The sequence below is a fragment of the Clostridium sp. JS66 genome (assembly GCF_033561535.1).
Taxonomy (GTDB): domain Bacteria; phylum Bacillota; class Clostridia; order Clostridiales; family Clostridiaceae; genus Clostridium_AM; species Clostridium_AM carboxidivorans.
This window is the reverse complement of sequence record NZ_CP131467.1, coordinates 1,347,144-1,369,211: the sequence shown is the minus strand read 5'-3', so window position 1 is coordinate 1,369,211 and position 22,068 is coordinate 1,347,144. Positions and strand designations below refer to the sequence as shown.

The 22,068-nt window shown below is 31.1% G+C and carries 21 protein-coding genes and 1 other annotated feature; of the genes, 8 read left to right on the top strand and 13 right to left on the bottom strand.

Annotated elements, in window-relative coordinates; genetic code table 11:
- Position 1: 1 nt before the first annotated feature.
- From Q6H37_RS06535 to Q6H37_RS06525, 3 genes are all read left to right on the top strand, one after another.
- Positions 2-1,303, top strand: coding sequence for an L-aspartate oxidase (locus Q6H37_RS06535; RefSeq protein WP_318740197.1), 1,302 nt, complete (start codon positions 2-4; stop codon positions 1,301-1,303).
- Positions 1,284-2,117 (top strand): carboxylating nicotinate-nucleotide diphosphorylase, encoded by an 834-nt coding sequence (gene nadC / locus Q6H37_RS06530; protein ID WP_318740195.1) that lies wholly within the window; start codon positions 1,284-1,286, stop codon positions 2,115-2,117. The genes Q6H37_RS06535 and nadC overlap by 20 nt, the downstream gene beginning before the upstream one ends.
- Positions 2,118-2,189: 72 nt before the next feature.
- A complete protein-coding gene (locus Q6H37_RS06525) occupies positions 2,190-2,579 on the top strand; it encodes a hypothetical protein (RefSeq protein ID WP_318740193.1) in 390 nt (129 codons plus the stop codon).
- Between the two features lie 60 nt (positions 2,580-2,639).
- Here Q6H37_RS06525 and Q6H37_RS06520 read toward each other — a convergent pair whose 3' ends face one another.
- The 6 genes from Q6H37_RS06520 to Q6H37_RS06495 form a co-directional block, all read right to left on the bottom strand.
- Entirely contained in the window at positions 2,640-4,013 is a 1,374-nt protein-coding gene (locus tag Q6H37_RS06520) for a hypothetical protein (protein WP_318740192.1), read from the bottom strand.
- 180 nt (positions 4,014-4,193) lie between these two features.
- Entirely contained in the window at positions 4,194-5,078 is an 885-nt protein-coding gene (gene lsrF / locus Q6H37_RS06515) for a 3-hydroxy-5-phosphonooxypentane-2,4-dione thiolase (protein WP_318740190.1), read from the bottom strand.
- 52 nt (positions 5,079-5,130) lie between these two features.
- Positions 5,131-6,237 carry a substrate-binding domain-containing protein gene (locus tag Q6H37_RS06510; protein ID WP_318740188.1) on the bottom strand — a complete coding sequence of 369 codons (1,107 nt, stop codon included), beginning with the start codon at positions 6,235-6,237 and terminating at the stop codon, positions 5,131-5,133.
- A gap of 92 nt (positions 6,238-6,329) precedes the next feature.
- Positions 6,330-7,352, bottom strand: coding sequence for an ABC transporter permease subunit (locus tag Q6H37_RS06505; protein ID WP_318740186.1), 1,023 nt, complete (start codon positions 7,350-7,352; stop codon positions 6,330-6,332).
- Positions 7,337-8,380, bottom strand: coding sequence for an ABC transporter permease subunit (locus Q6H37_RS06500; RefSeq protein WP_318740184.1), 1,044 nt, complete (start codon positions 8,378-8,380; stop codon positions 7,337-7,339). The genes Q6H37_RS06505 and Q6H37_RS06500 overlap by 16 nt, the downstream gene beginning before the upstream one ends.
- A gap of 3 nt (positions 8,381-8,383) precedes the next feature.
- Positions 8,384-9,919: a sugar ABC transporter ATP-binding protein gene (locus Q6H37_RS06495; protein WP_318740181.1), complete on the bottom strand. Its 1,536-nt coding sequence runs from the start codon at positions 9,917-9,919 to the stop codon at positions 8,384-8,386.
- A 376-nt stretch (positions 9,920-10,295) separates the two neighbouring features.
- Between Q6H37_RS06495 and Q6H37_RS06490 the strand changes: the two genes are divergently transcribed.
- The 3 genes from Q6H37_RS06490 to Q6H37_RS06480 all read left to right on the top strand — a co-directional run bounded on the left by Q6H37_RS06490 (position 10,296) and on the right by Q6H37_RS06480 (position 13,657).
- A complete protein-coding gene (locus Q6H37_RS06490) occupies positions 10,296-11,237 on the top strand; it encodes a sugar-binding transcriptional regulator (protein ID WP_318740180.1) in 942 nt (313 codons plus the stop codon).
- Between the two features lie 459 nt (positions 11,238-11,696).
- The gene (lsrK, locus tag Q6H37_RS06485) at positions 11,697-13,259 is read left to right on the top strand and encodes an autoinducer-2 kinase (RefSeq protein ID WP_412523909.1); all 1,563 of its coding nucleotides are present in this window, start codon (positions 11,697-11,699) and stop codon (positions 13,257-13,259) included.
- 47 nt (positions 13,260-13,306) lie between these two features.
- Positions 13,307-13,657 (top strand): cupin domain-containing protein, encoded by a 351-nt coding sequence (locus Q6H37_RS06480; RefSeq protein ID WP_318740178.1) that lies wholly within the window; start codon positions 13,307-13,309, stop codon positions 13,655-13,657.
- Between the two features lie 1,034 nt (positions 13,658-14,691).
- On the opposite strand, the gene Q6H37_RS06475 is transcribed toward Q6H37_RS06480, so the two are convergent.
- Both Q6H37_RS06475 and Q6H37_RS06470 read right to left on the bottom strand, forming a co-directional pair.
- Positions 14,692-15,201: a tryptophan transporter gene (locus tag Q6H37_RS06475; protein ID WP_318740176.1), complete on the bottom strand. Its 510-nt coding sequence runs from the start codon at positions 15,199-15,201 to the stop codon at positions 14,692-14,694.
- Positions 15,202-15,417: 216 nt separating this feature from the next.
- Positions 15,418-15,660, bottom strand: a binding site (T-box leader).
- Positions 15,661-15,742: 82 nt separating this feature from the next.
- Positions 15,743-16,420: a hypothetical protein gene (locus Q6H37_RS06470; protein WP_318740174.1), complete on the bottom strand. Its 678-nt coding sequence runs from the start codon at positions 16,418-16,420 to the stop codon at positions 15,743-15,745.
- Positions 16,421-16,535: 115 nt separating this feature from the next.
- Here Q6H37_RS06470 and Q6H37_RS06465 point away from each other — a divergent pair, with 115 nt between their 5' ends.
- The gene (locus Q6H37_RS06465) at positions 16,536-16,679 is read left to right on the top strand and encodes a hypothetical protein (RefSeq protein ID WP_007064254.1); all 144 of its coding nucleotides are present in this window, start codon (positions 16,536-16,538) and stop codon (positions 16,677-16,679) included.
- Positions 16,680-16,691: 12 nt separating this feature from the next.
- Positions 16,692-16,862, top strand: coding sequence for a hypothetical protein (locus Q6H37_RS06460; RefSeq protein WP_318740171.1), 171 nt, complete (start codon positions 16,692-16,694; stop codon positions 16,860-16,862).
- 72 nt (positions 16,863-16,934) lie between these two features.
- Here the strand turns inward: Q6H37_RS06460 and pflA are convergent, their stop codons facing one another.
- From pflA to Q6H37_RS06435, 5 genes are all read right to left on the bottom strand, one after another.
- Positions 16,935-17,657: a pyruvate formate-lyase-activating protein gene (gene pflA / locus Q6H37_RS06455; protein WP_318740169.1), complete on the bottom strand. Its 723-nt coding sequence runs from the start codon at positions 17,655-17,657 to the stop codon at positions 16,935-16,937.
- A gap of 160 nt (positions 17,658-17,817) precedes the next feature.
- Entirely contained in the window at positions 17,818-20,067 is a 2,250-nt protein-coding gene (gene pflB / locus Q6H37_RS06450; RefSeq protein WP_318740167.1) for a formate C-acetyltransferase, read from the bottom strand.
- 392 nt (positions 20,068-20,459) lie between these two features.
- Positions 20,460-20,660, bottom strand: a complete 201-nt coding sequence (locus Q6H37_RS06445; protein ID WP_318740165.1) for a hypothetical protein — start codon at positions 20,658-20,660, stop codon at positions 20,460-20,462.
- A 130-nt stretch (positions 20,661-20,790) separates the two neighbouring features.
- Positions 20,791-20,979: a hypothetical protein gene (locus Q6H37_RS06440; RefSeq protein WP_007063963.1), complete on the bottom strand. Its 189-nt coding sequence runs from the start codon at positions 20,977-20,979 to the stop codon at positions 20,791-20,793.
- Positions 20,980-21,318: 339 nt separating this feature from the next.
- Positions 21,319-21,714: an HNH endonuclease gene (locus tag Q6H37_RS06435; RefSeq protein WP_318740163.1), complete on the bottom strand. Its 396-nt coding sequence runs from the start codon at positions 21,712-21,714 to the stop codon at positions 21,319-21,321.
- Positions 21,715-22,068 lie beyond the last annotated feature (354 nt).

The following is a 22,068-nucleotide window of genomic DNA, read 5'->3' as shown; positions in this document are numbered from 1 at the left end:
AATGGATATTTATACTGATGTTTTAGTTATAGGTACTGGAGTTTCGGGACTTTATTCAGCACTAAATTTAAGGGAAGATTTAAAAATAACAATGATTTCAAAAGGTAAAATAGATGAGTGTAATACCGCTCTAGCACAGGGTGGCATTTCTGTAGCTAGAGGCACAAATGATATAGATTTATTTGTAAATGACACCTTAAAGGCCGGTTCTTACAAAAATGATATTAATGCAGTAAAAATACTTGCAGAAGAATCCATGGAAAATATAAATGATCTTTGTAAAATGGATTTTGATTTTGATAAGGATAATGATGAATTGTCTTATACCAGAGAAGGAGCCCATAGCATAAATAGAATAGTTCATTATAAAGATAAAACTGGTAAAAAATTAGAAGAAACTCTTTTAAAACAAATTGCATCAAGAAAAAATATAACTATTTTTGAAAACTGCACCATGCTGGACATTTTAAAGAAAGATAATGTTTGTGCAGGTGCTTTATGTATAAAGGATGGTATTCAATTTAATATTCATGCGAAAATTACAATTATGGCTGCTGGAGGTATTGGTGGTTTATTTAGAAATTCCACTAATCAAAAAATATTAACTGCAGATGGAATTGCTATATCTTTAAAAAATAACATAAAAGTAAAAAATTTAGGCTATATTCAATTTCATCCTACAGCTTTCTTCAACTCTAATGAACATGAGAGAAAATTTTTAATATCAGAATCTGTTAGAGGTGAAGGTGGAAAGCTCATAAATTGTAACGGAAATAGATTTGTAGACGAATTACTTCCTAGGGATGTAGTTACCAAATATATATATGAAGAAGAAAAAAGCACCCATACTTCAAATGTATATCTTGATGTAACCTTTATGGAAGAAGAATTCTTGAAAAACAGATTTCCAACTATATATAAAAAGTGTTTAGAAAATGGAATAAATATATCTAAAGAACCTATCCCTGTTTCCCCAGCCCAACACTATTTTATGGGTGGTATAGAAGTAGACACCTTTGGAAAAACTTCTATGGAAAATCTTTTTGCCTTTGGAGAATGCAGCTGTACTGGTGTCCACGGAGCCAACAGGCTTGCAAGCAATTCTTTACTAGAGGCATTGGTATTTTCAAAACGTGGTGCTAAAAAAATAAATAAAGATATTTCAAATATTCCTATAACTAATATTAATTCACCTTCACTTAATTATGATAAAAAATACTATGAAGACTTAAACAATAAAATATTTATAGAATCCCTAGTTAAAGAAAGAGGAGACATAAAAAATGAATTGGTTAATTGCTGATAAAATAATAAAAAATGCTCTCAATGAAGATATTTCTTATGGAGATATAACCACAGAATCCATTATAAAAAATTATAAAAAGGCTAAAGTAGATTTAATAGCAAAAGAAGATGGAGTAATATGTGGTTTAGAAGTTTTTAAAAGAGTTTTTACTATTCTTCAAAATGCTGAAGTTGAATTCTTTGTAAAAGATGGTGATTCTATTTTTAAAGGTAAAAAAATAGGACAAATTTCTGGAGATGTACGAATTCTTCTCACCGGTGAAAGAGTTGCTTTAAACTTTCTCCAAAGAATGAGTGGAATCGCAACTCTTACAAGAAAGTTTGCAGCCGAACTTGAAAATACTAAAATTAAACTTTTAGATACACGAAAAACTACTCCTAATTTAAGAATATTTGAAAAGTATGCTGTAACTATTGGTGGAGGTTGTAATCACAGATTAGGACTTAACGATGGTGTTCTCATAAAAGACAACCATATAGCTGCTGCTGGAAACATTAAAAATGCAGTTAACATGGTAAGACTTAATGCTCCATTTGTTAGAAAAATTGAAGTTGAAGTTGAAAATTTAGATCAATTAGTTGAAGCTTTAGAAGCTAAAGTTGATATAGTAATGTTAGATAATATGGATATACCTTCAATGGAATCTGCCATAAAGATAATAAATGGTAAAGCAGAAATAGAGGTTTCTGGCAATGTAGATTTGAAAAGTATTAAAAGTTTATCCAAATTAAATATAAATTATATATCAACAGGTGCTCTAACTCACTCCTTTAAAGTTTTAGATTTAAGCATGAAAAATCTAACATATTAAACCATGTATAAACCTCCTTGTAAAACTAAAAATAAATATGTGTTGATTACAATATAAAAGGAGGATTCATATATGACAAATGAACATGAAGTTGATAGAGAACTACAAAAAAGAAGAGTTCAAGAACAAAATGAAAACAGAGTAGAACAATTAATTAATACTGTAGACAATTATACAAGAACTGAAAGACATCTAGAACAACATTCAGATATAGGTGATCCTGAAAGACTTGAACGTGCAAAAGAGATTCAAAGTGAGAGAAAATCTGAAATGGAACGTTTAAAAAATAATATTGTATATGGTAATGAAGCTTCTACTAATGATCTAGAAAATTTAAAAGAAAACTATAACGATACACAAGAATATATAAATAATTATGGTTCACAGATGAGTAATGAAGATTTAAAAAATTTAAAAGAAAAGCAGCAAAATAGATTAGAAGAACTCGACAGACAAAGATAACAAAAAATAAAGTTCAACTAAACTTGTAATATAAAGAGTTTAGTTGGACTTTATTTAATTCTATAAAAATATTATAGCTGTTATAATAGTGCATATAATTCCTATAAATACAGGTATTAAATTCTTTTTTGCAATCTCAAAAGGCTGCACATCGCATATAGCAGCAATAGGTACTAAACTCCAGGGAATTATAGTTCCTCCGCCAACCCATATGGTTATTATCTGTCCTAAGGCTGCAAGTCCTTCTTTATTTATATTAATACTAGAAGAAAAAACTTGTGCCAAGGTTCCTATAAGAGGTAACCCAGAAAATCCTGAACCTCCAACTCCTAAAAGGGCACTTATAAATGACTGCATTGTTATTACTGAAGCTTTATTTATAGGAAACCTTTCAGATATATATAATCCTACATCTGAAAGAATCCCTGTAGAACCTACATTTTTACCTAATATTTCTATGGCAGTTTCTTTACTTCCGAGAAAAAAGAAAGCTCCTATAATAATAACTGGAGCAAATACCTTCATGCCAAATATAAAACCATCCTTTATACTTCCTGCTACTTCTCCCAACGCCCTTTTAAAACTATATTTTATTATAGAAACTACCACAGTAACTATTACTGCAGTACCACCTATAAGTGACGTAGCTTCTGCTCCCTTCAATTTAAATTTATATATTAAAAATATGTCCATAATAAATATTAAAGGTGTAACTACAGCTATTATTTTTGTAGATGTTTTTACTAAAACAGTCCTAACTTCATTAACTTCTTTTAATTTTTCTTTTGGACTTTTTATAATATCTCTTTTCATCATAATAAAAGAACTCACAATGGTTGATATACTCATTACTGACCAAAGTAATAAGCTAGATTTTATTAAATAAAATGGATTATTAATTCCTAATGCTTTAGACGTAATGGCTGGTGCTGCTTGTATGAAAAAATCACTTGATAGTGCCATCCCATTGCCGAACAAATTTAAAGCTACTGCCACCCAAATAGCTGGTAAGCCAGATTTTAGAGCTGCCGGCACCATTATAGTTCCAATAAAAGCTACTGCAGGAGTTGGCCATATAAACCATGATACAATAAGCATAGTAAATCCTAATATAAAAAAAGATATTGTAGGATTTGTCATAAACTTTTTTATAGGTTTTACCATAAATTCGTCTGCTCTAATATCCCTTAATGATTTAGACATAGCGCTTATTAACGAAATTATAACTATTATTTCAATAAATTCTCTTGCAGATACCACTAGTGCTTTATATATAATTTGTACTGAATTTAAAACATTTCCTGTAGCAACATATCCTATAATTCCTATTCCTATAAGACAGGGTAAAACTATATCTTTTTTATAAATCATCATAATTAAAATAAATACTATAATTGCCAAATACATATAATGAAGTATTCCTATTTGTACCATACCACTCCAACTTTCTATTAAAATTATCAATATGATATATTATTATGTCCATATACAGGCATTTTACAACGGCAAACTATTTCAAGAAAAAATAAAAATGCAGCTAGTTCTAATTTATTAAAAACTAACTGCACTTAGAAATTTTACTTTTATGAAATTACTCTTTTTACATATAAATAATTATTTATGAATAGCATCCTGATAGAATTCATAAGCTTCTTTATCAGTTGCTTTTTCATGAACAATCTTACGTATTGCTTCAGCCATTTCAACTGGATGAAGACTTTGAAAAATATTACGTCCCATATCTAACCCATGCGCCCCCCCACTCATTGCATGATATGCCATTGTAAGTGCTTCATTTTCAGGTAATTTTTTTCCACCTGCCACGACAATAGGAACTGGACATGCTGCTGCAATCTCTTCAAAGTTCTCACAGTAGTAACTCTTAACGATATTGACACCTATTTCAGCTAATATACGTGTAGCAAGTTTAAAATAGCGATCTGTACGTGCCATATTCTTTCCTACTGCTACAACACCCATAGTTGGAATGCTATAACGTATACCTTCATTTATGACCTTAGATAAATTGTCAATGCTCTCAAGTTGACCATCTGCACCGATAAATCCTTGAACAGCCATACAATCTGCATTACAACGAATTGCATCTTCAATATCAACAGCAACTACTTCATGAGATAAATCTTCACTTAGCATAGATGATCCAGACGAAACACGTAGTGCAACTGCTTTTTGTCCAACTGGTTGTACACAAGTACGCAGTGCTCCTCTTGTACACATCAAAACATCAACATGATCCACAAGTTTGGGAATCAATAAATCAAGTCTTTCCAAACCTGCCACAGAACCCATAAAGTATCCATGATCAAATGCAAACATTACAGTATTACCACTTTTTTTATTAAAAATATTAGCAAGATGTTTTTGCATTCCCCAATCTAAATTATTAGCTCCTTTAACATAAAAAACTTTAGAATTACTTGCAAACTCAATGTCTGTATGGTAATCTTTTGCTACCTTAAAACCTTCTATATCTGGCATAATTAAAATCCTCCTTGTAAATTTATCTTATTTATCGCTTGAAATTAAATGATTAAAAATCATAATTATTCATATTGTCCTTAGTAAATACAGTTCTTTCAGGTAATAATACAACTCCTGACGTAGTATCAGAAGCACTTGCTGAAGCATTAAGAACAGTATTAGGCATAACTTCTACAGTACCAATATCAGGAATTTTAATTTTATCGCCAACTTTCACATTATTGCCCGCAGCAAGATAATATGCCATATAACAACCCATAGCACCTTGAATTCCACAATCCCATAGTCCCCAACGTGTAATAATACCATCTTTACAATACTGCTTTATAGAATTAGGAGAAGCAAAACCAGTTATAGTAATATCTTTAGCTTTTTTGCCTTTGTTCTGAGCTGCCTGACATTGTCCAGGAAGTGCAGTAGAATCATTACAAATTACTAAATCAATATCCTTATGTGCTGATAATATAGATTCACCAACTGAAATAGCTTGTTCAGCATCCTGGTTTGAATAATAGTTATCTGGTGCAACATTTTGCCAATTAGGATATTTTTCTTTAATATATTTTTCTCCTTCTACTCTCCAAGAGTTCTGGTCAGTAACACTTGCATTTGAATAGTGCCAGCAGTATTTGATAGGATCTTTATCTGGGTTTTTACCACGTTCTTTTAATGAATCATAACTCATTTTAACTAACATTTCTCCTAACTGCTTAGGTGTACCTTGAGAAACCATAATTTTACGAACAAATGGATCTACATCAGAATCCCATGTAGTAACTTTAACACCTGCTGCTGCTGCAACTTTTAAAGCATCTTTAACACCAGCAGCATCAACAGATGACATACAAATTGCATTTGTACCCTGTTGAACTGCTTTATTGATTACAGCTACTTGGGCAGATGCAGATGCACTAGCATCACCTTCATAATCAACTTTGAAGCCCCATTTTTGGGCATACTTTTGAGCACCTTTATTAGCAGATTCAAAGAATGCATTACCTGTAACCTTTGGAATAAATGTTACTGTAATTTTACTATTTTTAGAAGAAGTATCTTTTGCTGCAGAATCACTTGAAGTTTTGTTAGATGAACCACATCCGGCTAGTGTTGTAAGTGCCATAACAACAGTTAATGTCAATGCAAAAAACTTTTTCATTAATAAAACCCCCTGTTTTTTGTTTTTATATGCAGACGTAAATATTCGTCTATATATATCTAATAACAATTGAAAAATTATAAAATTTAATTCTAGTTAGGTTTGATGGATATATAATGACGAAAAATTGTAGAAATCTTCTGATTCTTAGAAATACAGCTTCCTGCAACTACAATAACTAACATAATGCCTACTGGTATATCCAAATATTGATTTGGCATACCATTCATAGAAAGACCAAATCGCATTATTCCAATTACAACAGCCGCCAATGCTGAACCAATAACCCCACCTTTACCTCCTAAAGTAGAGGTTCCACCAAGTACTACAGCTGTAATTATTGGCATAGTTAAATCACCTCCAAAATCAGATTTTGAAGATCCAAGATAGCTTGTCATAATGATACCTGCCACAGAAGCTGCCATACCTGAGAAAATATATGTACTCATAATGATAAGCTTTGAATTAATACCAGTAAATCCTGCTGCATTTTGACTAATACCACAAAGAAAAACCTTTCTTCCATATTTTGTACGATGTAAAATAATATAAGCAATACTCGAAAGTGCAATGAAAATAAGAAATTGCGATGGAACAATACCGAAAAAACGTTTCTTAGTAAAGCTTGTAAAGTACTCTGGAAAGCCACTAATACCAAGATAAGCAGCAGTCTTGGATATATTTGATACAGCAATAGCAATTCCAGAATATAAGAAAGACCCGCCTAAAGTAACTACCATTGGTTGAACTCCTGTAAATCCTATAAAAAAACCACTTAAGGCACCACACAGTCCACCAACAATAATAGCTATCAAGCATGCAACTAAAATATTAACTCCCGCATTTTTCCACATTACCCCAATAACTATAGAAGTTAATCCAACTATTGAACCAGCTTGCAAATCAATACCACCTGTAATGAACACAAAGCATGTAAAAATTGCAATAATACAAATAGAAATAAAATCGTTTACACTTCCAAATAGAACTTGAGGCTTTAAAAATCTAGGATTTAAATTGCCAAATACCACCACTTCTGCAATAAGCAATATTATCAGGAAATACTCCCAACGAAACTTTAATTTTGTAAACATTACTTTTAGTTTCTGTTGCATGTTCTATTTCCTCCTTCCACTTCACATTCAATAACTTCTGCAGTTTTTGCTGTCAAACGCTCTCTTCTTGACTTTTCCACATTATGCTTCTGAATCACTGCATCTATAACAACAATAGTAATTAATAAAATACCAGTAATTGTATTATCATAATTAGATGATAAGCCCAAAAATACTAATATACGACTTATAGATGCCATAATTAACGCACCAAAAGTTGCTCCAATCATATTTCCAATACCACCAGAAAGACTTATACCTCCAATAACACATGCAGCAATAGCTTTCATTTCATAACCATTACCAGACATAGGAGTTACAAATCCAATACGACTAACAAATATTACAGAAGCTACAGATGCACAAACTGCACAAATTATAAAACTAAGCATCTTAGTCACAGTAACAGGAATACCTATATGTATGGCTCCATCTTCATTATCGCCTACTGCTTGAAAATATCGTCCGTGTGTTTTCTTTGTTACATAAAGATGTATAAGAATCATAATAATAATGGTACCTATATAAAACCATGACAATCCAAACATACCCATCTGTGAAATTTCTTTAAAATGGCGGGGAATATTTTCAACCCAAGCACCTTTAGTATAAACATAAGAAAATCCCCTTACGATACCGTTTACACCTATGGTCATAATAATGGATGGAACTTTAAGAACTGCTACACCAAATCCATTAACAGTACCTATAATTACTCCAATACCAATAGCTACTAGTAATGCTACTATACTTGAATTTCCATCTCTTATCATTGTAGCTGCTACTGCAGCTGATAATCCCAATGTACCTCCTATGGATGCATCAATTTCTCCTGTAAAAATAACAAATGCCATACCAATAGAACAAACTGTATAAACAGCAGAACCGTTTAAACAAAGCATAATATTATTTAATTTCCAAAATGCTGGGTTTACAGCACCTGCAATTATAAATAAAGCAAATAAGAAAATTATGGAGGAGAACTCTCTTCTTTTTGTCACTTTTTTTATAAAGCTCATATTTTCCATACTTTATATTCCCTCCTTTTCTTCCTCATAAACACCAAATGCAGCGCTCATGAGATTATTCTGATTTATATCCGCTTTATTAAATATATGGTTTATTCTTCCCTGAAACATAGTAACTGCTCTATCTGAAAGTTCAATGATCTCTTCCATATCCGATGATATCAATAAAAAGGAAAATCCTTGTTCTTTTAATTTATTCATAATTGAATATACATCACCACGAGCTGAAGCATCAATTCCACGGGTAGGCTCATCCAGTATAATCAACTTTGGATGTGTTAAAAGCGTTCTAGCAATTACAACCTTCTGTTGATTTCCACCTGAAAGACTTCCAATTAACTGATCTTGTCCAGTTACTTTGATACGAAAATCACTTATAGATTTATCAGTTAATTTTTTTTCTTCCTTAGAATTTATAAAAAACTTAGAAAGATGATCTAAACACCCACATGTAATATTCATTGTAATATCACCAATCTTGAAAATGCCATCCTTTCGTCTATCTTCAGGAATATAACTGATACCCTTTTCCATTACTTGAGCAGTTGACATTCCAGTAATATCCTCCGACTCTAAGTAAACCTTTCCACCAAGTGCTACATCTTTACCAAAAATTGTTGTTGCAAGTTCAGTTCTTCCTGCACCTACAACACCTGCCAACCCTAGAATTTCACCAGGATATACATCAAATGTAACATCCTTAAAACCATACCCACTAAAATTTTTCAAACTAAATATCGGTTCTAAATTTTTATAATCTGGTACTACACTATTAAAATTAAGTTCCTTTTTTTCTGCATCAGTAGGAAGCAAACCCTGCACAAGCATATCACGAGTAAAATCTTTAACTTCTCCATTAAGTGTTATGATACCGTCTCTCATAATTGCAACATGAGTAGCTATGGTAAACACTTCAGCAAGTCGATGAGTAATATATATGATACCAATATTTTTACTTTTAAGATCATTAATAATTTTAAATAGAGATTCTACTTCATCAAAAGTTAATGCACTGGTAGGCTCGTCCAAAATTAACAATTTAGCATTGCGTAGTAATCCTCGCAGCAATTCTACTAATTGTTGTTCTGCAATAGATAAACTCATAGCTTTTCTGCTTAAATCTAAGTGCCATCCAATTTGTTTTAATAAATCCTTAAGTCGTTTGTCCAAATCTTTAGGATTTTCTTTAAACCCTATTAGTATATTCTCTTCTACACTCATATTGGGAAAAAGCATAGGTTCCTGAGGTACAAGATACATACCAAGTTCCATTGCATCTGAAGGTTTAGAATTTAAAACTTTCTTATCATCTACATAAATATCACCAATATCCTGCTGATAAATGCACATGATTATTTTCATTAAAGTACTTTTACCTGCTCCGTTACCACCAATTAATGCTAAAACTTCACCCTCGCTGACATCTAGATTAATGCCTCTTAGAACTTTATTTTTTGCAAATGATTTATGAATATTGCGTACAGAAAGGAGAGTTTTATGGTGATTTCTTTCTGAATTTTTCAAAAAATTTTCTTCCATACTCCCAGCCTCCATAATTAGATTAGTTAACATTTGTTATGCAATAAGTAAATTTGTTTGTTTACAAAATCATAAGACATTTTGTAAGTTTTGTCAACCTTTTACAATAAAGTTATTTATTTTATTATCAGAATTTTTTATGAATTTTCTTTTGTATTATTTAGCTATTCTATAAAAGTCCTATATTGTTAGCATTGTGTGACACTATGCTTATTCTATTAGACAAATTTATATAAAAACAAATAAATTTCTTTTACAACAAATTTCCATATTGACATTAAAAAGCCATGTTGTTATACTATTTATAAAGTTATCATATGTTTTAACTAAAAACAAATGATAGGTTGTTTTGAAATAGAAAGCGAGAGAAAAACAAATGGATAATGAAGAAGCACTTATGATTAAAGTGTCATGGTACTACTATTTTGATAATATGACTCAGCAGCACATTTCCGAACTTCTTGGTATTTCACGTATGCGCGTGGTAAAACTGCTAGATAAAGCACGTAATACTGGAATTATTCAATTTAAGCTGCGTGATGATTCAGCAAGCCGACTTCAACTGGAAAAAAAATTATCACAGTTATACAAACTTAAAGATACTTTTATTGTACCTTCACCGCCAAAAGAAGTTTCTATTAACGAGAACATTGCACGAGCTGCTGCTATGTATATAAATAACCGCCTAAGCAGTAATAATTTTATTAACATGGGATATGGCGATACTCAAAGTCGTATTTTAAACAATCTAGCAACCATGGCCGAACAACCTATATCTGTAGTATCAATGACAGGTGGGGTTAGTTATTATTTACCTAATAATATGTCTACAATTTTTAATGCCAAACTTTACCTCATTCCAGCACCACTTCTAGTGTCTTCTAAAGAAGTAGTAGAAGCAATACGCAATGAGGGATCTATTAATGAAATTTCACGCATGTTGCAACTTTCTTGCATGTCTGTTGTAGGAATCGGTTCCATTAGTGATAATGCTACAATTATAAAAAGTGGAATTTTAACCAAAAACGATCTTCTCTATCTAAAGATGAAAGGTGCTGTTGGTGACATATTGTGTCATTTCATTGATAAAGATGGAAATTTAATAGAAACAAATATAGAAGAGCGATTAATTACAACCCCGCTTTCTACACTTCTCAAACTTAATAATGTAATCGGAGTTGCCGCAGGCGATGATAAGGTATGTGCAATCAAAGCTGTCTTAAAAGGTGGTTACATCGATATTTTGATTACAGATGAATCTACTGCTCTGCAACTATTAGATATTAGTGAAAATATTTTGCAAAGTCCAGAAGATTAATTTTATTTTACTTTATACCTTAATATTTTTATCAATTTTATATTATAATTATTGAAATTTAAAATTTGCAGATTTTTTACTAATTATGTTTTTAACACGAATTATATAATATGATAAATTCGTGTTAAGAACCCTTCTATATATATGTAATTTACACTACAACTATCTAATCTAATGTTCTATAAAGCTTCAAGAAAACGATTACCGCAGAGCTGATACTCTTCTTTAATTTATTACAAAAATCAGTTATACCAATTTCTAGATTTCAGATTGATATTAAATATCTCTAAATGCAATCCAAAAGATGCATTTACTAATATAAATCACTAATTACTCCCTGCTCATAAAAATCTACATCTAATAATTTAAAAGCACTTTGCTTGCGCATGCCGCTTCCATCATGTTGCAGAGGAGGAAAATATAGAAGTTTAACAATTGATTATTAAGGAGGTCTTACTGATGCAAAAATATTTGATGGCTGTTGATGCTGGTACCGGCAGTGTCCGTGCTATTTTGTTTGATTTGGAAGGTAATCAGATTGGCTGTACGCAACAGGAGTGGGTTCATAATGAAGATCCTAAATGGCCTGGCAGCATGAATTTCGATTGGAATCATAACTGGAAACTAGCATGTCACTGCATTCACGGAGTAATAGACCAAACAAAAATTGATTCAAAAGAAATTGCAGCTGTATCTACTACCTGCATGCGTGAAGGAATTGTACTATACGATAAATTCGGAAAAGAAATATGGGCTTGTGCTAATGTTGATGCTAGATCTAATGACGAAGTTGGTGAACTCATAAGCATGAATCCAGAATTAGAAAAAGAAGTATATTTGGAGTCTGGTCAAACTTATGCTCTTGGTGCACTGCCACGTATTCTATGGGTAAAAAACAAGATGCCTGAAATATATAAAAAAATTGCACATATAGGTATGTTTAATGACTGGCTAATTTTTAAAATGACAGGCAGACTAGCTGTTGAACCAAGTAATGGCTCTACAACTGGCATCTTCGATCTAAAAAAAAGAGCTTGGGATTCTTCTATAGCTAACAAATGCGGCTTAAAGGATACTATCTTTCCTGATGTTGCTGAATGTGGTTCCATAATAGGTAAAGTTAACGCAAAAGGTGCTAAAGACACTGGTCTTGCTGAAGGTACTACCGTTGTAGTAGGCGGTGGCGATGCACAGCTTGGTTGCATAGGTGTAGGTGTGGTTAAATCAACGGAAGCTGCCATATTTGGTGGGAGCTTTTGGCAATACGAATTTAATACAGATGCTGTAAAAACCGATTCAAACTGCCGTGTTCGTGTTAATTGTCATGCAGTGCCTGATGTTTGGCAGTACGAAGCTCTGGCTTTCAAACCTGGTTTAGTAATGCGCTGGTTTAGAGATGGATTCTGTCAACTTGAAAAACAGGAAGCTGAAAAAACAGGTAAAGATCCTTATTATATAATGGATCAAAAGGCCGCTGAAATTCCAGCTGGAAGCTACGGAATGATGTGTGCATTTTCTGATGTTATGAATTTTATTTCTTGGAAACATGCTTCTCCTACTTTTACAAACTTTCAACTGGATTCCGAAAAATTTAACCGTTATACTTTTTATCATGCTATTTTGGAAAATACAGCTATGGTTACTAAAGGCCATCTAGACTTGGTAAAAGAAGTTACTGGCAATATGCCAGAAAGCATTGTCTTTGCCGGAGGCGCTTCAAAGAGCCCATTGTGGTGTCAGATCTTATCTGATGTTCTTGGTCTGCCAGTTCGCGTTCCAGTAGTAAAAGAAGCAACTGGCCTTGGTGCTGCCATTCTGGCAGGTTATGGAGTAGGAATTTATAGCAACATCTCAGAGGCAGCAAGAAAACTTGTACATTGGGATAAGACTTATGAACCATCTATAAAAAATCATTCTCTTTACGAAAACCTTTACAAGAAATGGCGCAAGGTGTATGCTGCACAATTAGAACTTTGTAACCAGAAGCTTACAAATAATATGTGGATCGCACCAGGTCTATAGTACCTATAAAATCAAAAAATTTTAACAAACAAGGAGGAATTTTGATTATGTATATTATTGACGAAAAAGAAAAAGAATATCGTTTTGGTGACCATGGTCCCAAATATTTGATGAAAGGTCCTAGAATGAATTTTGCACTAGTTCAGTTTCAACCAGGTCAAGATTTTAAAGCTCATTTCCACAATATTATGGAAGAAAATTTCTACATCATTGATGGTGAAATTGATATTGTTGTAAATGGAAAGGTAAACCACCTAACAAAGGGGCAATTTATTCACATTGAACCAGGTGAGATTCATTATTGTGTGAATAATTCCAACGCTGCAATTAAAATGGCCTCTACACTTGCTCCTTATCAAGAGGTAGATAAAGTAGAAGTGGATGATTACAAATATTAATTGCACTTTAACAAAAACTATCTACTCTATATAATCAACTTATAAGTATTATGTGACGTAAGGGTGCAGTTGAAGTTTGGATTTTAACTTTCATTCCGTGATATATGATAAGGGTGTCATCACGGCTAAATGTATTAAGCAGAGAGCCAAAATCTACGATTTTGTGCGAATCGCTTACTCCTCTGAGAAAACGAAGAGGAGTTTCCAATTTAAAATAAAGCTCGAAATTTTTGAAAGCCTAAGAACTTTGTCAAACTCGGTTCCCTCAAACAGGACTAAAGTTCTAAGGCTTTCAAAAATTTTGAGCTAAGAATAATACTAAAACAATTTAGCTTATGTGATGACACCCTTATCATATATCACTGCATAAAAGTTAAAATCCAAACTAGTAACTTCAAATATACGTACATAATTAAATTGTTATAAGTAATTTTAGTAAGCCAAATTATATTTATAATCATTAACTTATAACACCTAAATATTAAGGCGGAGCCTGCTGTTAGGTTAATATATCTAGTTTAAAAAGCAATTACTTTCTATTCTACTGAAATATCTTAAAAGAGGCTTATTATTTAGATTGCTGAAAAACATACAAGTATTTCAAGCATAGTTAATAATGAACTAACTTGCTATTTTTGAAGGCTGCGCCATATGATATTATTAAAATAGCTGAACTATACATAAACTAGTTATTAAGTATTATGAAAGCTACGCTTTTTTTATTAGAGTCATATTATAAGCAATTTTTCATATTAGAATTACAATAATTACTACACAACTTTTTAGGTGGAGGTAGCTTTGAATATATGGTGTATAAAAGCTTTTGAGAGAATTTAGAAGCTCTTATGTCTAAAATTTAAAAAATCTCGTAATTTGAATCAGGACGATTCAAGCCGTGAAAGTCCCATGAAGGGACATTTGAGCGGGTAGGGATTTTTTTAATTTTAGGCATTAGAGCTCCTTAATGAACGGTTGGCTTTTATACACCATATATTCAATGCGGACTCCACCTAAAAAGTTGTGTCGCATTATGCTTATATTGTTGCTTTCCTTTTAAGTGCTACATTTATAGCGTTAAATAAAACCGAACCTGCAACAGTATTTATAACAACAGCTGGAAGTACTACTGATAAAAATAATACACGGAAGCTAGTTGGAAGCCCTACCATAATTGAAGCTAATGACAAAAATGCTGTACCACTTATAAGCGTCCCTATAGCTGTAGTTATAATTATTTTTATTTGATTATTCAAAGCTTTCCTAATAGGTTTTAAGAATAAAAACATTAAGTTGGTAGTTATTAATTTATCTATTACATTTGGTATTTGTCCACCTGGAAATCCTGTAGTTGCAGCTGCTAATATACCAGCTATAAGTCCTGCACTTATACAAGATTTATAATCCTCATTTAATATCATTATTATAAATAGCATAGCTAGTGAAAAATCCGGTTTCATTCCAAGTACTAGTGGAGGCGTGATTTGATGCAGCACTGCACCTATAGCTAAAAGTAGCGAATTGGTAATTAATCTTTTTAAATTCATAATAAATCTCTCCTTTTTAATTAAAAATCAATAGATTATTTTCAAATATACAGTTTAAATTTCCAAAGTTAATTAATATTTGTGTAATGAATGATGCCTTGTAATTTAAATACTAATTAAAAATTATAGTAATTTACTTAAGACGTCTGCAATTAACAAATTTATATAGAAAGCCGGCTTATAAATTTGTATAAAAAAACTCCGTCCTAAAAAATATATTAGGACGGAGATACTTCCGCGGTACCACCTAAATTGTGTACTAAAACACCACTCTTTCAGATACTAACATATCCTATCCATTGTAACGTACGGATAACGGTAACCACTACTCTTCAAAATCTTGAATTTCGATTTACTCCTAAAAGGTCCATTCACCATTCGTTATCGTATTGAGATTCCACCATCCTCAACTCTCTATGACTAAACAGCCTGGCTACTCTTCCTTATCAAAGGATTTACTTTTAAATTTATTATATAATATCATTTTAATTAAAACATGTCAACCACTTTTTTAATTTATTTAAGATAATTAATTTTTAAATTATTTACATACACTTTTTATAGCTTCATAAAGTATTTCAGCAAACTTTTGTCCACAAGAAGGCAGTTTGCTTTTTTTATGTGGAATTATTCTTAGTATCACTGGTAATTCTATGTGATAGCTAATCCACCTTTTATCTATTATTGTAGAAGATTTTGTAGCTTTAAAATATATTTTATCAAAACTTGCATTTATCTTAAGTTCCTTAATCTTACAAGTATCTTTATCTTCTCTATCTTCATTCCATTTTCTACAAATAATACTTTCTAGACTTTCTTTCAATTCTAATGCATATTTTTCATCTTCTTTACATCCACTGGATATTTCTATATCATTTCCTGAATGTTCCATACCATGTCCATGAATTTCTATCAAATATCTAGGATCACATTTTTCAAGGGCTGTATAATAGTCACTGTAATTATCATTGTGATTTTTATTTACATCTATGAAATAATTACACGCGCACAAAAAAGAAGCTTTAAGCTTTTCTGCAATGTAATTTCCTATATATCCTGCATTTTCATCACTATAGGGATGAGAATTACACGGCATCTTTATTGTACCAGATGGAGTATGATGAGGTACTCCTATAACTATATTTGATTCTTCTTTTATATCAGCAATAAATATGCTTGCATTATCAATTTTCAAAATATTTGTATACAGAGCCACCATCTCCTTTTTTGCCTTAATATTATTTTAACACATCCAATTGATTTTTAAACATATCAGCTCACAAGTATAAAAGTTTTTTTACAGGAAAATATAAATACGAAAGGAGTGCTTAGCTATGCCAAAAAAGAAACCAAATATATATAATAGAGAAGATCTATATACAAGAGATAAAGAATTTAGAAATGAACCCAAATACGAAGACGAAAAACGACAACAAAAGGAAACACCTGGAGTATCCGGTAAATTTTCCGGAAGATAGGAGGTTATACTTATGACTAAAAAGAAACCGCATCATGGCGAAGATGCAAAGCTTAGATCTGCATTAGATCACAGCGATGATAGCCGAGAATCCCAAAATGGATATATGGAAAGAGGAAATCCATCTGTTTATGCAGCTAAAGGAAGAGTTATGCGCAATAATGATAATGGTTCACACATTTAATATTAAGTTTTCATTCTCCAATAATAAAAACTAAGAACCTGTAACTTCTAAGTTCAGGTTCTTTTTTAGTTTTTATTGCCTATCTTCCATTTCCTTGTTAAGTATTTTATATAACTTATCTAATTCTTCTTTATTCATAGAATCTACATGCGATAATTTATATTTAATTCCCATTTTATTATATTTTTCCGCTCCTAAAGTATGATATGGAAGAAGCTCTACTTTTTCTACATTTTTTATACTTTTTATTATACTAGCTAGCTTTTTTATATGTTCTTCTGAATCTGTTATTCCTGGTACTACTACATGTCTTATCCATAACTTTGTATTGGATTTCTGAACTGCTTGTAAAAATTCATCAAAACCATTTTTACTTTGGCCTACTAAATTTTTATATCCACTATCATCTACGTGTTTTATATCAAGTAATACCAAATCTGTATACTTCAAAATTTCATCATATTTTCCTGAACCATATCCAGCAGTATCTATAGTAGTATGAATTCCTTGTTCCTTGCATAATTTTAATGTTTCTATTAAAAATTTTGGCTGCATTAGAGGCTCCCCACCTGAAAACGTAACTCCGCCGCCATTTTTAAAATAAGGCTTAAACCTAGAAATTTTCTTAACAAGTTCTTCTGGTGTAATTTCTGTTCCTCCTTGGAAGTTCCAAGTATCAGGATTATGACAATATGCACATCTTAGAGAACACCCCTGCATAAATACCACCGTTCTTATTCCTGGTCCATCAACTAATCCCATACTTTCAAATGAATGCATTTTACCCAAAGTCATAATTTTACCTCCTTATTCAAAAACTTTTTTAATTCACTATCTTAATTGTAAATATACCCGTTGCTTAATACAACGGGTACATTTTATTATAAGGATTTTATTATATTTTAGGCATTTGAAAAGATTTTTCTTTTCAAGCACCTGAATCTGGCATTTTAAACTACATTTTTTCATGGAAAGTTCTGCTTATAACTTCTAGCTGCTGTTCTCTAGTTAATCTGTTGAAATGAACAGCATAACCTGATACTCTTATTGTAAGTGTCGGATATTTTTCTGGATTTTCCATAGCATCTATCAGTGTTTCCCTGTTTAACACATTTACATTCAAGTGAAAGGCTCCTTGTGAGAAATACCCATCCATCATGTTTGCAAGGTTTACCATTCTGCTTTCTTCATCTTTTCCAAGTGCATCTGGTATTATGGAGAAAGTATTTGATACTCCATCCTGACAGTAATTTCTATATGGTATTTTCGCCACCGAATTAAGTGATGCCAATGCTCCATTTTCATCTCTTCCATGCATTGGATTTGCTCCTGGTGCTAATGGCTCACCTGCTTTTCTTCCATCTGGCGTTGTTCCTGTTTTCTTACCATATACCACATTTGATGTTATTGTTAACACTGATAATGAATGTTCTGCATCTCTATAAGTTTTATGCTTTTTAAGCTCATTTGAAAATTTCTTAACTAATTGTACTGCTAAATCATCAACTCTATCATCATCATTTCCATACTTAGGAAAGTTCCCTTCTATTTCAAAGTCCACAGTTATTCCATCTTCATTTCTTATTGGTTTAACCTTTGCATATTTTATAGCACTTAATGAATCTGCTGCTACTGATAAGCCTGCTATTCCAAAAGCCATAAATCTTTTAACAGCTGTATCATGAAGGGCCATCTGTCCTGCTTCATATGCATATTTATCATGCATGTAGTGAATTGTGTTCATTGTATCTACATATAATTCAGCCACATATTCCATAACTTTGTTATAACTCTTAATTACCTTATTAAAATCAAGAACTTCATCTTCCATCTTTTCTATATCTGGTACAACCTTAATCATACTTCCGTCCTTAGCTTTTTTCTTTTCGTCATATCCTCCATTTATTGCATAGAGTAATGATTTTGCAAGGTTTGCTCTTGCTCCAAAGAACTGCATTCTCTTTCCTATTTCCATAGCAGATACACAGCAAGCTATACCATAGTCATCTCCATATATTGGTCTCATTATATCATCATTTTCATACTGCAAAGAGTCTGTTTTTATGGACATTTCAGCACAATAATTTTTGAAGTTTTGTGGCAGCTTTTCTGACCATAAAACTGTCATGTTTGGTTCTGGTGCTGGTCCTAAATTAGTTAATGTGTGTAAAAATCTATAAGCTGTCTTTGTAACCAATGATTTCCCATTTACTCCAATTCCGCCTATGGATTCTGTCACCCAGTTAGGATCCCCTGCAAATAAATCATTATACTCTGGTGTTCTTAAATGTCTTACCATTCTTAATTTTATAACAAGCTGATCTATTATCTCTTGTGCTTCTGCTTCTGTTATAACCTCATTTTTTAAATCTCTTTCTATATATATATCAAGGAATGTTGTATTTCTTCCTATAGACATTGCTGCTCCATTATTTTCTTTTACTCCTGCCAAATATCCAAAGTATAAGAATTGAGCTGCTTCTACAGCATTTGATGCTGGCTTTGATATATCTATGCCATAAGATGCCGCCATAGCTTTTATTTCACCTAAAGCTCTAATCTGCATTGATACTTCTTCTCTAAGTCTTATAAGTTCATCTGTAGTTGGTCCTACTAGCTCATTTAGATCTTTTTTCTTCTGTGCTGTTAAAAAGTCTATTCCATAAAGAGCTATTCTTCTGTAATCTCCTATTATTCTTCCCCTACCATAAGCATCTGGAAGTCCTGTAAGAAGTCCAACCGTTCTTGCTTTTCTTGCAGCTTCTGTATAAGCATCAAATACTCCTTGATTATGAGTTTTTCTATACTTACTAAAATAATTTTCTATATTTTCATTCATCTTAAAGCCGTATTCTTCTAAGGACTGTTCTACCATTCTCATTCCACCAAAAGGATTCATTATTCTCTTTAGTGGTGCATCTGTTTGAAATCCTACTATAACTTCATTTTCCTTGTCCAAATAACCAGGTTTAAAATTATTTATACCTGAAATCTCATTAGTTTCAACATCTATAATTCCTTTTTTAATTTCTTCTATAATTAACTCTTCTGCTTCTTTCCAAAGCCTATTTGTTTTTTCTGTTGGTGCTTCTAAAAAGCTTTTGTCACCTTCATATGCTGTATAGTTTTTTTGTATGAATTCTCTTACATCGATTTCCTCTGTCCATATACCTGATTTAAATCCTTGCCATTGTTTCATAACCATACACGCTCCTTCTATTCGATATTTTATTACATTTATTTTAACTTAATTACGTTTCATGTCCTATCTGATAATCCTATTATATACTTTTTTATTATCTGTATCAATACTATTTTTCGTTGTATTTACGCATTTTTTAATAGAAAAATAGTACAGAGTTTACATCTGTACTATTTTTCTTCATTTATCTACAATATATAAATTTTCATTTTATTTTTTATATTATATAAACTGCTATTTTAAAATATTACAAAAAATTACATTAAATCGTATTTCACTAATAAAAATAAGGGTTAATACTAAAATTAATTCTAATTTCAGCACTAACCCTTCTAAATTTTTTAATTTTAAAAAAATAATAGTTTTACGTAAAAAATTTCAAAATATAACATTTACTAATCCTGTTCATATCCTTTTAACAGATTTTCAATTTCAGTTCCTAACTGATGTCCTTGTTTATAGGACGACATATGCTCTAATGATACACTTTCTTTTAAAAGATCTTTTCCCATAAGACTATCTACTATTCCTTTTTTAGCCGCTGGAATATGTCCTACATGAACATCCTTTATATCTTCTAATTTAAACTCATCCATTAACTTAATGCCCCCTTATATACATTTTTCATTAATTATTATTACCTCATAATATAATAAAAATGCATATTAGGACTTTAGTTATACAATTATACTTTGACAACTTATTCCATAAAAACCATTTCAGTAATTAATCCGATTTATTAGAATACTCATGCTCCACATATTCTAACTTTTTTAACATATCTATTATGCTTTTTTGTAAGTCTTCATCAACTTTTATGCTATCGGAACTAATATAACTTTCTGCAATTTTTAATCCCTTTATAATGTCACTAATTTCCTTTAAGTTCAAAAGCATTAATATATCTTCTTTCATTTTTAAGCCCCCTTCTTTTTTCATATTTCACTTTTAAGAGGATATTAAAACTTATTCAAGCAATGCTAATGTATAAAATTTTATTTTCACATTTATACAAAACTAAATTTGTTCAATAAACACAGAATAAATTTCACCTCAATCAAGTTATACTTGATTCATTCAGTATATTTAAGAATAAGTTTATAAAAATAAAATTTTTATTTGAAAATAATCTTTATTAATTAGTAACTTTATTATTTTAATATAATATACTACAAATTATATAAAATGACAAGTGATGTAAATTAGATATCACTTGCCATTTCTCATTTGTAAATTAACTTTTTTATTCATATACTAGAAATTTGCTATAAAATCACAATATTCCTCTAACATATATTGAGTATAAACTTTCTTACCCATAAGTCTATATATTATATCAGACTTTTTGTATCCCTCTTTATATAATTTATATTCTTTAAAAATTCTTTTTAGCATACCTTTATTTATATGAAGCAAATCAACTAATTCATCTAAAATATAAAAATCTTTGTGCAGCAGCATTTCTAACTTTTTTTGCAGCTCCAGCTTATATTGCAAATCTAATTTTCTATTTTTGTGCGGCCCTTCCTTACCCCTATGATGTTCATGACAAAGATACTTAAAATTTAGCGGAAAGTCAATTCCTCCCTGACTTCTGTAAACTATATGATGCTTATCCGCTTGTCTACCGCAGATTTCACACTTTAGCAAATTTTCCCCTCCTAATACTTAAAAATGATTTTAATTGATTCATTACATTTATATTTAAATTATATCATAGGTTTAAAAGTATTACACTTTGAAAAATTATGAATTTTTCTATTTCAAGACATATATTTTATGTTAAATGTTATAATAAAAATATATGTTTTTAATTCCTTAATAGTGCAGTTTGATAGAAAAATATAATTATTCCTTTAAAATTGAGAAATCTTATAGAACTTTCTAAATTTTAAAGGAATAATAGTTGTATTTATAGAATATTTTTATATTAATTATAGACTTAAATTTCAATTAGTATAAAATGCGTATCCATTGCATTTCAACACAGCACCAAACATCTGT